The 13,417-nt window shown below is 57.6% G+C and carries 7 protein-coding genes; 2 read left to right on the top strand and 5 right to left on the bottom strand.

What is annotated here, in order from left to right; translation table 11 throughout:
• Positions 1-4: 4 nt before the first annotated feature.
• From QEH57_RS13135 to QEH57_RS13125, 3 genes are all read right to left on the bottom strand, one after another.
• Positions 5-1,312 (bottom strand): hypothetical protein, encoded by a 1,308-nt coding sequence (locus QEH57_RS13135; protein ID WP_309007205.1) that lies wholly within the window; start codon positions 1,310-1,312, stop codon positions 5-7.
• Between the two features lie 300 nt (positions 1,313-1,612).
• Positions 1,613-3,346: a sodium/solute symporter gene (locus QEH57_RS13130; protein ID WP_309007204.1), complete on the bottom strand. Its 1,734-nt coding sequence runs from the start codon at positions 3,344-3,346 to the stop codon at positions 1,613-1,615.
• 208 nt (positions 3,347-3,554) lie between these two features.
• The gene (locus tag QEH57_RS13125; protein WP_309007203.1) at positions 3,555-4,985 is read right to left on the bottom strand and encodes a sulfatase; all 1,431 of its coding nucleotides are present in this window, start codon (positions 4,983-4,985) and stop codon (positions 3,555-3,557) included.
• A gap of 211 nt (positions 4,986-5,196) precedes the next feature.
• Between QEH57_RS13125 and QEH57_RS13120 the strand changes: the two genes are divergently transcribed.
• On the top strand, positions 5,197-6,780 hold the full coding sequence (locus tag QEH57_RS13120) for a glycoside hydrolase (protein WP_309007202.1): 1,584 nt from the start codon (positions 5,197-5,199) through the stop codon (positions 6,778-6,780).
• Positions 6,781-6,980: 200 nt separating this feature from the next.
• Here the strand turns inward: QEH57_RS13120 and QEH57_RS13115 are convergent, their stop codons facing one another.
• Both QEH57_RS13115 and QEH57_RS13110 read right to left on the bottom strand, forming a co-directional pair.
• A complete protein-coding gene (locus tag QEH57_RS13115; RefSeq protein ID WP_309007201.1) occupies positions 6,981-10,223 on the bottom strand; it encodes a TonB-dependent receptor plug domain-containing protein in 3,243 nt (1,080 codons plus the stop codon).
• Between the two features lie 327 nt (positions 10,224-10,550).
• Positions 10,551-11,714 carry an MFS transporter gene (locus QEH57_RS13110; RefSeq protein ID WP_309007200.1) on the bottom strand — a complete coding sequence of 388 codons (1,164 nt, stop codon included), beginning with the start codon at positions 11,712-11,714 and terminating at the stop codon, positions 10,551-10,553.
• A 455-nt stretch (positions 11,715-12,169) separates the two neighbouring features.
• Between QEH57_RS13110 and QEH57_RS13105 the strand changes: the two genes are divergently transcribed.
• Complete coding sequence (locus QEH57_RS13105; protein WP_309007199.1) at positions 12,170-13,186, top strand: LacI family DNA-binding transcriptional regulator; 1,017 nt, start codon at positions 12,170-12,172, stop codon at positions 13,184-13,186.
• The last annotated feature ends 231 nt before the right edge of the window (positions 13,187-13,417 follow it).

Here is a 13,417-nt window from a genome sequence, read left to right as displayed (position 1 = left end):
GGTTCTAGTTGATCGTGTAGGTGAAACGGCAAATCGAGTTCGCTGGAATCGTGCGCTTGAACTGCGTCGCATTCATCTCCTCGAAGGTATGCGTCGTACCCGTGGCTGCAGTGGAATTCGTCCAATACAGGTTTTGCACGCTTTCGCTCGCATTGAGCGTTTTTCCGGACAAGCCAAAGTACACATTCCAGTAAGTGGTGCCCGAGTTGTTCATCACCCAAGTTGTCACCGAATTTCCCTTACGGAAGGTCATGGTTTCCAAATTGCTCAGGTTACTCGACTTGTTCGTGGTTACGTAATACCCCCAAACCGTGTTTCCGGTAAACGCTTTCCAGATATAGTATCCACGCATGCGCACTCCCGGTTGGTTATTAGTGAAGTAGATCGAACGGGTTTCCTTGGTTACGCCGCGGGACCAGTTTTCGAAAACCACTTCGCCATCCAACCCTGCTCGATAAAAGCGAGCGCGGGAGGAGAACTTTGATATAGGGTTAGCTATATCAACTTCCACTCCATAGGTAGGACCGCCCCCTCCGAGGTTGCTCTCCTCGTTGTAGGACTTCTTTCCCATCGATGCTGCCTTGTTGACGAAAGTCTCCCAAGACGATTCGGAAGCGCCGTCGTACTCGTGGGTACAAAAGCCCCAGTAGCGACCTTGCCAGCCATTGGCAGAGACCGCGTTGAGGAAATTGTTTCCCCCGCCGACTCCCCAGGTTGCCGGGCCAACGAACTTCGGCACCGGCACCCCGCGCACCGCGCACTCGGCGGTAACCTTATCGATCGTTTCCTTCTCGCGCTGGGCATCGATAACCTGTGTCCACTCCTTACCTACAGAAAAGTAAGAAATCGTGACCGCGTTATCGTCCATCAACTCGAGGTAATCTACGATGAAGTCAGCGTACTTGGTCGTATCCAACTGAGTCGGATCGTAGCTGCCGCCATTGTACCCGCCGCCGGTATAGATCCAGTCCGGCAAGTTGTTGTTGGTGCCGAAACCATCGTAGTCCGTCTTCAAGGTTCCCCAAAACTTAACCCATGGATGCGCCGCAAGGATTTGCTGCATCGAGGTGATTTGGGTGTTGTAGAAGGCGAAGTTGGGCGATCCTTCCGTGAGCTCCTGCTTCTTATCGAAAACGACGCGCAAGTAATCGACGTTCTTCGCGTCGTTGAAAACCCACTGAATAATATCAGCGGTATTCGACGCGTTTTGCAGCCAATTGGCGGAACGCTCCATGTCGGCGCCGACCATGTCGACTCGTTGTTTCTGATTGTTGAAGTCTATCGTGATGCCCGCGTGGGTGATGGCAGGCATTAGGGCACCAAGCAGCGCCGCTAGTATTCTTGTTTTCCAAGAAGCTATACTCATAACAATGTAGTATTTTTGGGGGTTATCGACGCCCCTGCCCACCCGTCTCCACTGCGCCACTACGCAGAGCGAAGCTAGCAAGCAGTCGATTGGGGTAGATCGACACGTCGAGGGGATAAGGCCGGCGCGAATCGAGTTTCCCTCCCGAATCGCCCGCTTCGTTCCAGGCCAAGAAGCTGGACTATCCCACATTCTCGCCCCCACGTCAGCCTGCACGATCATGCAGGCTGGCCAGCGAGACGGACCTTACCAAAAGATAGCGTAGAGGGCGACCGTCATGGCGCAAACGCCGATGCCCGCAATCCTCGCTCCACGCGAGGTCTGGAGATCGATCTTGTCGTTCACCGGCATTACGACCGGCTTCTCCAGCGGCTTCACCGCAGTGAGGATGATCCCCGTCAGCAATACGATAAAGAAACAGATCGCCATGCGATCGAGGAAAACGAGCTCGTCGGAGTACCAGAGCCCATTCTCGACCAGCAAGGGACCGAAGAACTTGGCAAAGAGAAAGTACGATACCGCATTCACTACGATGCCCACCCAACCGAAGAACTTAGGCGTACGCGGAGAAAAGAAGCCAAGGATGAACACCGCCAAGATCCCCGGCGAAATGTAACCTTGGAACTCCTGTATAAATTCGAAGATGCTACGCATGTTGTCGAGGTAAGGAGCCTCGATCGCTGCCAGCAGAACGAAAAGCACCACGAAGACGCGGCCCACCTTAACCAGCTTATGGCTATTCTTCTCGCCCGTAAACTTGGCGTACAAGTCCATGGTCGCAATGGTGGAAGCGGAATTCAACATGGAGGCCAAGGAGCTCACCACCGCTCCGAAAAGAGCCGCCAGCACGAACCAGGACAGCCAAGGGTACGGTTGGATCAAGTTGCGCACGAGAACGGGAAAGGCCCTATCGTAGTCGTATTCTCCCGTGGCAGCGTTCAGCAGGTCGCCGCTGAAAAGGTTGTAAGCCAGTATCCCCGGAATCACTACAACGAAAGGAATGATCAATTTCAGGAAGGCCGCAAAAACGATACCCTTCTGCCCTTCCGCCAAAGACTTCGATCCCAGAGTTCGCTGCACGATGTACTGGTTCAAGCCCCAGTAGAAAAAGTTAGGAATCCAAAGACCGACCAACAACGCCGTCCATGGAATGCTCTTGTCCTCGATAGGCCGCACCATGTGCACCTTGCCGCCGGATCCGTTCGGACCGTTCACCGCGACCGCCTCGCCGTCCCTGCCGTCGTTCAGCAACATAAAGCGCTCCCAGCCACCCGCAGCCTCCAGGTCGGCAACCGTAGCGTCCGAGTTCTGCACCTTGGTTAGGATCAACTCCTCCGCCGGCGCGCTGCTCAAATGAGAAAAAGCGAACACCATCACCACGGCGCCGCCTACGACCAGGGCCGAGCCCCAGATCAGGTCCGTCCAAGCGCAGGCCTTCAGTCCGCCCACGAAGACGTATCCAGCCGCCAGAATACCGATAGCCCAACACATCGCTGTCAGGCTGTTGAAGAAGGGAACGTCGACATAGTATTCGGATACGAACTTCGCTCCGGAATAGATAACCGACGCGGTCGCTACCAATACCAAGGTAACGATCGCCGGAATAGCCATCGCCAGCCGCGCCACGCTGCCGAAACGGTATTCCAAGAATTCGGGAATCGTATAAAGCCCTGCCCGCAAGAAGCGCGGCAAGAACCAGAACGCTACGATCACCAAGGTCACGGCCGCCATCCACTCGTAGGACGCGATCGCCATGCCCAGCCAATCCGCCGCTGCGCCGGACATCCCTACGAACTGCTCCGTGGAAATATTCGCCGCGATCAGCGAGAAGCCGACCAGCCACCAGGTAAGTCCGCGGCCGGCAAGGAAATAGTCCGAAGCGCCCGCGCTCGCATCACCAGCGCCTTTGCTCTTCCAAATCCCGAGCCAAATAACGCCCACCACGGCGACAACGAATAATATAACTTCAATAGCGTTCATCTTATATCAACAATTTTTATACAGGGGGAACTTGCTCCTTCGATAAGTCCATCGGGGCTGGACAATCAGGCAGGCGTGATGCGGATACGATCTCGGCAAACCGTCGACCGAAGGGATAAGGGTGAATCCTCTCCCGATCCCCAAGAAAGAGTCCAACCAAATAGGACAGCCCCACACTACACGTTTAGGTAGGGCGCCAGCCGAAGGACTAGCGTTCCCGGTAGTCCGGATTCGCCAGATGCGGAACCTCCGCATTCATTTCCCGACGCCATTCGACCAGCAAGCGACGCAGCTCGTCCGCCTTTTCCGGATACGCGCTGGAAACGTCTTCCCGCTCGCCCAGATCCCGCTCCAAATTATACAATTCGACGCGGCCATCTTCGAAATACTCGTGCAGCTTCCACTTTCCGCTAAGCACCACCGAGCCCGGACGCGTGCGAAAGAGCGGATCATGAGCCCCGTCCGCCTCTCCCCGGTAGGCCTGCAAGTAGATCGGAAAATGCCAGAACAAGGCCCGCTCCGGAAAGCCGCCCTCCTGCTTCAGCAAGGGCAGCAGGCTCGTTCCATCCAATCGCTTTCCCTTTGGAACCGGCAGTCCCGCCGCCTCCAGAAAGGTTGGATAGAAATCAATCCCACTGACCGGAACCTCGCAACGAGCCCCCTCCTCGATCCGTCCCTTCCAGCTGACCAGCAGAGGAATGCGGATGCCTCCCTCGAAATACGAGCCCTTGCCCGCTCGGTAGGGATCCTGGCTCGAAATATGCCGCAGGGCGCCGTTGTCAGAGCTGAAAACGATCAAGGTTCGCTCGCGTAGGCTAAGGGCGTCGAGCTCGGCGAGGATGCGCCCGATACCTTCGTCCATCTTCTCGATCATCGACGCGTACACGGGGTCGACTTCGCTGGCATCGTAGCCTTCCACGTACTCCGGCACCGGCTCCAGCCGGGTATGCACCGAGTAAAAAGCCATGTGCATGAAAAAGGGCTGCTCTTGGCTCTCCCGCAGGAATTCAACCGCTTTGTCCGCATAGATATCCACTCTGTGGGTACCGACGGGATAAGACTCGTTGAACGACTCCATAGACCCCTTCCCAAAAGGAACGAAATATCCGCCGGTAGGGCTCCCGCCGCCGTCGCCGCCGACATTGATGTCGAATCCGCGCTCCAAGGGATCCTTGCTCACATGCCACTTGCCGAGATGGATCGTGCGGTAGCCAGCCTCTTGGAATACCTCCGCCAGCGTCAGGTTCCCGGCTGGCAGGAACGGGACGTTCTCGACCGGAACGATCTTCCGATCCCGCGCCTTCCCCCGCTCCGAGCTCCCCACCGTGTAGACGCCATGCCGCGGCCCCAGTTGACCGCTAAACACGCAAGCGCGGCTCGGGGCGCAGTTCGCCGCCGGCGCATAGGCTTCGCTAAAGAGCATTCCTTCGGACCTCAGCCGGTCGATATGCGGCGTACGGTAGCGATCGCTTATGTATCCAAGATCCATGACACCGAGATCGTCGGCGTTGATGTAAAGCACGTTTACCCGCGGAGCGTTCGCAGGGCCTTTCGTCGCCTCCGCAGCCTCGAGCCCTGCCACGAGAGCGGATAAGCAGCACAGGGCTAAGCCGGTTAACAAAACGTTTATTTGGGTCATCACATCTTAGGGGGTCGAGTGGGAGGACAAGCTGAGGATTCCTCGTGCCCTACCAAGCAAGGTCTTGTGCGGAAGATAAAGGCAAAAATCTCGCTCCCCATTCTCCTGCACGAACGTGTAGGTTCGTTCTATTAAGGTGGACCGCAGGAAAATCACGTACTTCTTTCGGATAAAAGGAACGCCAAAACGATGGCGCTCGACCCCGATTTCCATGATCCAATCCGTATCCAGAACGATCGCCGCCGCCCTCGCCCCATGCTTCGGGTGTTCTTGCTTCGCGGAGGCGGCTGGAGGCGAAAAGCCGATCCGCATCGCCGCCAATACCCACGAAATCCGCCAGACCCTCGAAGGTTTCGGCGCCTCCGATGCCTGGAACGTCGACTTCGTGGGCAAGTACTGGGACGACGAGGAAAAAGCCGAAATGGCACGCCGCCTCTTCAGCAAGGACTTCGACGAGTCTGGAGACCCGCTCGGCATCGGGCTCTCGATCTGGCGCTTCAACATCGGGGCCGGCAGCGCCGAGCAGGGCAAGGCCAGCCAGATCAGCAACCCGACTCGCCGCGTAGAAGGCTTCCTCCAGCCGGACGGGAGCTACGACTGGAACAGGCAGTCCGGCCAGCAGTGGTTCCTCGAGGAAGCCCACCGCTACGAAGTCGAAACCCTTGTCGCCTTCACCAACAGCCCTCCCGTTTCCATGACCCGCAACGGCATCGCCCACGGATCCGGAGGCTTCCGCTCCAATCTCCGCTCCAGCAAACGCCAGGAATTCGCTAACTTCCTCTGCGACGTCCTCGAGCATTTCGAGTCGCGGGGCCTCCCCTTCGACTACCTCAGTCCCATCAACGAGCCCCAATACGCCTGGAAAACCAGCAAGCAAGAAGGCAGTCCCTGGACCAACCGCGAGGTCTTCGAAATGGCCCGGGCCCTGGACGCCACCTTCAGCGAGCGCAGGCTCCCCACCAAGCTGCTCGTCCCGGAAGCCGCCGATTGGCGAAACCTCTTCGAGCGCAAGGGCCAATCCTACCACAGCCATCAGCTCGCCGCCTTCTTCTCCCCGAAAAGCTCGACCTACCTCGGCGACCTTCCTTCCGTCGGGAATCGATTCGCGGTGCACAGCTACTGGACCAATGGCTCGGAACAAGAGATTCTCCGCACCCGCCGCGAGTCCAAACAGCTTGCCGAAAGGTTCGAGGTTCAGCTTCACCAAACGGAATACAGCCTGATCGCCCTCGACCGTATCCAAAATAACAAACCGCAGGACGCCTGGGAAGTCGCCCAGTTTATCGCCAAAATCATCCACTTCGACCTTACCGAAGCCGACGTCGCCTCCTGGTCCTTCTGGACCGCCCTGGCCGAAGACCGTAACGGAATGAACCGCTACCTCCTGCTCGAACTCGTCCCCAACACGCCGGGCGACCTGACTTCCGGCGGTAGCCACCTCGCCTCTAAAAACCTCGCCGCCCTCGGGCACTACAGCCGCTTCATCCGGCCCGGCTACCAACGAGTAGAAACCCAGTCGCCCCCACTCCTCGACGATGCCGGCGAACGAAGCCTGCTCGCCAGCGCCTACCTATCCCCAGACAAGGCGGAGGGCGTGCTCGTGGTATCCAACCTTTCGAACGAAACGATCGAGCTGGAGCTCTCCTGGGGCCAAGGCGAAACGCCAAGCGATTCCAAGGTCTACCTAACGAACCGGAACCACGATCTGAAGCGACTCGATGAGATCCTGAGCCAAGGAACGCTCACCCTCCCACCACAGTCGATCGCGACCGTAGTCGAACAACTTCAGAACTAGGTCCGCAAGGCCGTCCTTCAAAAAGTCACTCTTCGCGGCCGGCGGCAAAGCCCGCATCGCCGTATCCAGATTCTCGTACAGGCAACGCGAATCCCTACCCAAAAAGCCGCAGAGCTCCCGTATTTGCCTCGCGTTAAACGCGAAAAAGCCCAGGCGCGCGAACGCCCGGGCTCGGGGTAACAAAGCGGTCTACCGTTTCCCTAAAACTCGAAGGTCGAACGCAGTCGGAAGGTGCGGCCTTCCCTCCAGGTCACGGAACGCGGCGTCCCGTCAGTCTGGACAACTGTCGTGATAATTTCGCCATCGCTCAATGCGTTCGCTAGATTAAGCTGCAGCTTCCAGTCCACGTTCCCGTCCATTATCTTCTTCTTGTACCCTACCCACAGGTCGAGCCGTTCCACGGCATCGTCCGTATAAGGATTGGCTAAGTCGGGAAGCGGAAGCGTTTGTCCGTCGAGGGTCTGCAAAGTGATCGGGTACCCGACGGCTTTCTTGTCTTCCCAACGGAAAGCGCCGCCAATGTTCCAACCTTTGAATACGGAATCATCCTCAAAACGGTAGTTCGTCGCGAGGTTCCATCTCCATTCGCGCAGTTCCCCGACCAGCTGGCCTTCGCGAGCCAGCGAGCTATTGAGTCCATTCAGCAGCGTATCGAAAACGCGGATATTTACCGGCTGATCCGATTCGTCCGCAATGAGGAAGGAAGCCGGGTTGTTCGGGTTAGTCCACTCGTCGATGCGATAGGTCAAATACTCGACCGTAGCGGGCGCGATGTTGCTAGAAACCGCTTCCTGCTGAGATATGTTTAGCGAAATCCTCCAATTGCTCATCGGGTTGTAGATCACGTCGATCTCCTTGCCCCGCGAGGTCGTGCTCTGAGTGTCGGTAAGGGCGAAGTCCGTGCCGGACTGCTGAACGCTTTGCCCGCTATCGGTGCTCGCGCCTTCGATGATCTCCCAGCCAGTGAGCTGCTTGTAGAAGTCCGGCGGCCCCTGGTAGCCAGCCGCATCACGATCGGCTTGCGTATTGTATCGGATGATACGGCGGTCCGTCTCGAAAAGGAACCCCGGGTAGCCGAAGGTTACGTTGCCGGATTCCGACTCGTACCAGTTGAACTTCAAGTACAGCTTGTTCTCAAAAAGCCCGATGCTGAAGCCTTCGTCGGTCGTCTTGCCCTGCGGGGGCGGGATCAGGTTCCCGAACAAGTTGATGCGCGGAGCGGATATCTGGAAGTTCTCCGACTCGCCCCAGTGAAACGAGAGGTCAACCCCATCGGGCAGTGGAATCATATCCGGCACATGCAACACTGCTCCCAGCGATTCCGTCGTCTCCTCGAACGGCGTGTCATTCGGCACCGTTTCCAGCTGGCGCGACGCCAAATCGAACAGGTTGGTCGTTGCGTCTCTGGTGGCAACCCCGCCGTAGGTGGTCACCTTGTCCGTGCGGCGGCCCCAGGTGCCGACCAGCCACTCCTTGTCGAAGAAGTAGACTTGATGCACGTAGGCCTTCGACTCGGTCACTTGGCGATTCAAGGACTGCCCATGGATCTGGTTGTAGAAAGTCGCGTCGTCGCGAACATCGCCGATGGTCACGGGCATGGTGGTCCAAGCTCCGTCGCCGCCCGCGTTTTCATCGAAGAACCAACCGGTAGTGGTGTCCGTACGAAGAACGCTCGTGATGCCCGGCAGGTTCGCCCCCACCGCGCTGTCAGCGTTGGCCAAGCTGGGGCCGACGTAGAATTGGGTACGGGCCTGGGCGCCGCCCGTCGTGAGCCTCTGCTCGCCGTTCTGGGATGCGGCGAGGTAGGCCGGATCCACTAGGTTGCGGCCGTTGATGGTTCCGCGATCGATCTCGTACTCCTGACCGAAGAGAGTGCCCGTGTGCCGACCGAACCATTTCCAGACATTGCCGTCCGTATTCTTGAGGTTCAGCTCATAGAAGGCAGTGCCACGCACCACGTTGCGATCGATATTGTTTTGCTGACGTTGGTTGTTGGACGCCACGTAGGGCCGTCCAAAGTTGGGATTCGGCTCGCCCCAGTTCAGGGTCTCGTTGATATCCATCGTTATATAATAACCGCGATCGCCGCCCAGGAGGTCGAACCAGCTGCGCTCCATCCCCTCCTTCATGTAGGAAAGCTCGAATCCGTACGAACCGAGACTGTAGTCCCATGACTGGTCGTAGCTCGCATTGATCACGTCGAAATCTTCCCACTCCCGAGCGTTGGGGCCATCTAGCCGCTTTTCCACCCAGTCGAAAATGGAACGATCGATCACTTCGTTGTTGCCGTAGAAGGATCCGAACTCGATGCCAGCGTCGGCCGCCGTAGCCGAAGGAAACCATTGGTCGCCTCTGGTCAGGCCGACCGTGTAGGCCCTGAAGCGAGATCCGTCCCGAACCGTGTTTTCCCATGCGAAATTAAGCCGGCTGCCCTCCTGGCCATCTGTCTCGTAGACAACAGCAGGGTTTCCGAACCAATCCCCCGGGGCGCGAACGAGATCTCGGTCAATGGTGCCGAACTCGTCCTCGAAGGGGTTGTGGGTGATCTGGTTGAACGCCGGGTCCCACCAGCGGGTAATGCCTCCGTCGCGCGGCGCGTTGATCCTGGGGCGACGGGCGTCCACCTCCCCCGCTTCGTAGCTAAGGCGCAGGTTCGCCTTTTCGAACGGACGGTAGAGCGCCGCGATCGTCAGCCGATCGTCGTTCTCATAGGAGAAGGACTGCCTCCAATGCTTGCGGTCGGTTAGCCCGGCTACGCGAATGCCCAGCTTGCCTTCGACCAACTCCCGCTCCACGTCGAAATTGAATCGGTAGCTGTCAAAGGAGGCCCAGGTAATCTCGACCTTGTTTCGGGTAGCGAAGTTAGCCGAAATTGTAGTGTTATCGATGATACCGCCAGGCGCCCCCAAGCCAAAAAGGGTCGAATTGGGACCGCGGTTTACGGTGACGCGGTCCACGTTGTAGGAATCGAAACCGATGCTGGTGGGCATGTAGTTTCGCGTGGAATCCGCATTGGCCAAGCCTCGGATTCGATTGTTGTTTTCCGGATTTCGATTCCGCCCTTCGAGCTGCACCGACCCCGCCGTATTGCCTCCCGAGAACGTCCCGTCAGGCCCCGACGTTTCGATATTGCCGAGATACGGAAGCAGGTTCGTGGCGTCCGTTACGTTCAGGTCATCCATCAACTCCTTGGTCGCTACCGTAATCGAATTCGGCAAGTCGCCCAACTCCGTCTTCAGGCGCGTTCCCGCCAAGGTGGAAGTCGAACGGTAGCCCACGTCTTCGTCAGCGCTGACCTGGAACGGCGAAAGCTCGAAGATTTCTTTCTCGGATTCTTGCGAATAGACGGACGGCGAAACGACGCCCAAGGATAAGCTTATCCCTAAGCAGGCCGACCAGATCGGTCGACCCATATCTGCAGGTGGTACGCGAAGATAGTTCATTGGTTTAGTCTTTATAGTTCAATCTCTTGTAGGTGATAGACCGGTCTCGATCGTCCCGCGCCGGACGCAAACCGAAGCCTCATTACGTCCGCAAAATGAAACGCGACTAAAGCAGTAGCTTAAGGGGCAGTGACAGGTTTTTGGGGGGTATTGGGGCAACGGTCCTAGCGAGGTCTTTTCGAACCGATGGCAAAAGGTATGCATCCTAAATTTTAGGTACGCAAACTAATTTTCGCCATATTTGGCTAGGTTTTAGCACAATCAAAGGCAGTTCCACGCACCGTGTAAAACCATCGGCCGCGGCTGCGACCACGTCGACCAGGCCACCTATCTCGCCTCGCGGGCGGGACGGAACCCCAACCAAAGGAGGCCAAAGGAAAGCGCAGCGATGAGGAAAAACAGGCAGTACACCGCCCGGTGGTCCCAGGCGGCGACATGCCCCGTCAGCACCGTGCCGACGAAGCGTCCTCCCCCAACCACGAGCATGGTAAAAACTCCCTGGATGGAGTTCCGGTTTCCGTCATCCGCCATATCGTCCAGAACCGAAGGCGGGATGACGAACATTCCGCAAATCATCGCTCCGTGCAGCAGCTCGGTAGCGATCGCTACCTCGAGCGTGGGAAAAACAAATAGCAGGGCGAAGCGAAGTCCCGTTAACGTAACCGCTCCCAGCATCACCGATCGCAGCCCCCAGCGCCGCTCCAAAGGCTTAAGGCCCAGTATCCAAACTATCTCTACAACCGTTCCCAGTATGATCACGATGCCGACCCAATGCCGCGGCAGCTCCAACTCCTCTACTAAATAGACAGGATATATTGTGTGAAAGCCTGCCGACACGCATATGAGCAAAAACATCGCCCCCGTGAACGCTATCGAACGCCGACTGAGCAAGGCCTTGAAAGCCGACTTGGACGGTAGGACGGCCGCCCCCTTCCATTGCTCGCGGCGCTTTCCCTCCAGCATGAACCAAGCCCCTACCCCGATCAGGAGATAGCAAATGAGACCGGCCCATAACGCAGTCTCCACCGCTCCCGATTGCCGAATCGGAAAGAACAGCATCAGCAAGAGCGCGATGTATCCATACGTGCCCCAAATGCGAAAATCGGCGTAGTGCAGCCCCTCTCCTCCAACCCTAGGACGAAGCTTTCGCGTTTGGAAAAAAATGCCGTCCAAAAGCGGAGTCATGGCCGCATAGGAAAGCGTGAACAGAAAAAAGCAGCCCAAGATCGGCCCGAACTGTTCGGATACGAGCAGCCCGCCAATCGCAAGCGTAGCGAGGACGCTTAATCCGCTCAGCAAACGCTTCGGGGACGCCCTCAGGTCGGCCAAGCCCGACACCACCACCGGACTGAGCATGATCGCCCAACCGGAAAATCCTATGATATAACCAATCCGCTCCTCCCCGAAGCCACGATCCCTCAGGAACAAAGCGATATAAGGGCCCAAGGTAGCGGCAGAACCGTAAACCAGAAAAAACTGAAACCTTAGCATTCCCACGGCCCTGCTCTCCTAAACGATCGAAGTCCCCGCCCTTGCCACTAGAAGCTCGCTATTGCCGGCGAGCGCGATCGCGCCCCAGCTTTCTCTCCACGCTCCCGCGACTCTAGCGGGCAACAGACCGGAAATCTTAGTAAGGGGCATCGAAAAAAGGGCTTGAAGGGGTAGGCCTAAACGGGTGGGGGCTTTCGAAACAGCGAGATTGCATGCAGCTTTCGCAATTGCGCTAGGACAACGGTAGCGAGAATGATTCGAACGCTAGCGAGACGGGCAAGCTTCCCGATCGGGAAAAGCGAATGAACCACGATCTTCACTAACTTTTGCAGGTTTCAGCGCAATCTTTGCACCTGCAAGCAATTTTTTTTGACAGTTTCGCGCAGTCGTGGCTCCTTTTACAGCGGAGTGGCGCTAGGAATGGCCAGCTCTCCCCGAACGCTTTCGTAGATAAAATGCCCAAAGCAGCCCCTAAAAAGACCCGCTCGAAATCCAGCAAGCCGACCATCCAGGATGTAGCGAACGAGCTTGGAATCTCCGTTTACGCGGTGAGCCGGACCTTGAACAATTCTTCAGGGGTTAACTCCGAGATGCGCGAGCGGATCCTTGCTACGAGCCGGCGCCTCGGGGTGAAGCCGAGACCGCCCAAGCGGCAGATCCAGATCGCCCTGGCCATGACCAACGGCAACGACTACTGGAAGGGTGGCTACGTCATGAACGTGACCTTCGAGCTGCTGCGCGAACTCTCCTCGCGAAACATCGGCCTCACCGTTTTCAGCGACGACCAGGTGGATCAGCTTTGCCGGCAGATATTCGACGGCGTCTTCGTATTCAGCTGGGACGAAACCGTGCTGGAACGCCTCAGCGCCATAAAGGATACGCCGATGGTGGCAATCAACCGCTTCAGTCTGTCGGACCGCTTCCACGTCGTCGGCTGGGACCACGTCGCCGAAGGCCGAGCGGTTGCGAACTACCTCATCGAGCGGGGACACCAGCGAACCGGAATCGTCACCGTGCATCCCTCGTCTCAAGACAATACCCAAAGCCGCGTGGAGGGCTTTTCCGAAAGCCTCGCCGCCGCCGGCAAGAAGTTCGACCCCACGCTTCTCGAAATCATCGAAGCGCCGGAAAACCTAGTTCCCGCGCTCGCTCGCCTAGTGGACCGCCAGGTCGACTCCATCTACTTCCCCGGCCAGGAACGTCTCGGTATCCTAGCTCTCAATACGCTCCAGCGAATCATGAAAGTCCGCGTTCCCGAAGACATATCAGTCATCGCTGGCGAGATTCCGAACTGGTCGGACATCACCGATCCCCCCCTTACTACCATCGACGTTCCCTACACCCGCATCGCCAAGCGATGCGCGGACCATATCTTGCGGCTCATCGAAAAGCGGGAGACGGAAGCGTCTGAAGTCTTCCTCGAAACCCGCATCATCGAGCGCCGTACCGTCATCGACCGCCGCCCGAGCTAGAGGGCCTTCCGCCTGTTGTGAAACAGCCGATCGCGTCCCCTCCCCGGACCGATCTACCCTCTCCCCACGCGCTAAGTTCCCAGGCCCAATTCACCTAGGTCCGAGCCACCTGCACGTTCGCGCAGGTCTGGAGCATAATGTTCGACGCTCCCGCATTGCTCCTTTCAGTCTGTTACCTGAACAGTCCGAAATGCGTAGGAATGGAATGCGATTTCCTACCGTTCCCCCAAG

It is taken from the genome of Pelagicoccus sp. SDUM812005 (genome assembly GCF_031127875.1).
Taxonomy (GTDB): domain Bacteria; phylum Verrucomicrobiota; class Verrucomicrobiia; order Opitutales; family Opitutaceae; genus Pelagicoccus.
Note: the sequence above shows the minus strand (reverse complement) of the source record. Positions and strands in the feature narration are given on the sequence as shown.

Excerpts from the sequence above, each read along its gene's own strand:
- QEH57_RS13110 (WP_309007200.1), bottom strand. The coding sequence starts at position 11,714 with ATGCTAAGGTTTCAGTTTTTTCTGGTTTACGGTTCTGCCGCTACCTTG.
- QEH57_RS13135 (WP_309007205.1), bottom strand. The coding sequence starts at position 1,312 with ATGCCTGCCATCACCCACGCGGGCATCACGATAGACTTCAACAATCAG.
- QEH57_RS13125 (WP_309007203.1), bottom strand. The coding sequence starts at position 4,985 with ATGACCCAAATAAACGTTTTGTTAACCGGCTTAGCCCTGTGCTGCTTA.
- QEH57_RS13120 (WP_309007202.1), top strand. The coding sequence starts at position 5,197 with ATGATCCAATCCGTATCCAGAACGATCGCCGCCGCCCTCGCCCCATGC.
- QEH57_RS13105 (WP_309007199.1), top strand. The coding sequence starts at position 12,170 with ATGCCCAAAGCAGCCCCTAAAAAGACCCGCTCGAAATCCAGCAAGCCG.
- QEH57_RS13130 (WP_309007204.1), bottom strand. The coding sequence starts at position 3,346 with ATGAACGCTATTGAAGTTATATTATTCGTTGTCGCCGTGGTGGGCGTT.
- QEH57_RS13115 (WP_309007201.1), bottom strand. The coding sequence starts at position 10,223 with ATGAACTATCTTCGCGTACCACCTGCAGATATGGGTCGACCGATCTGG.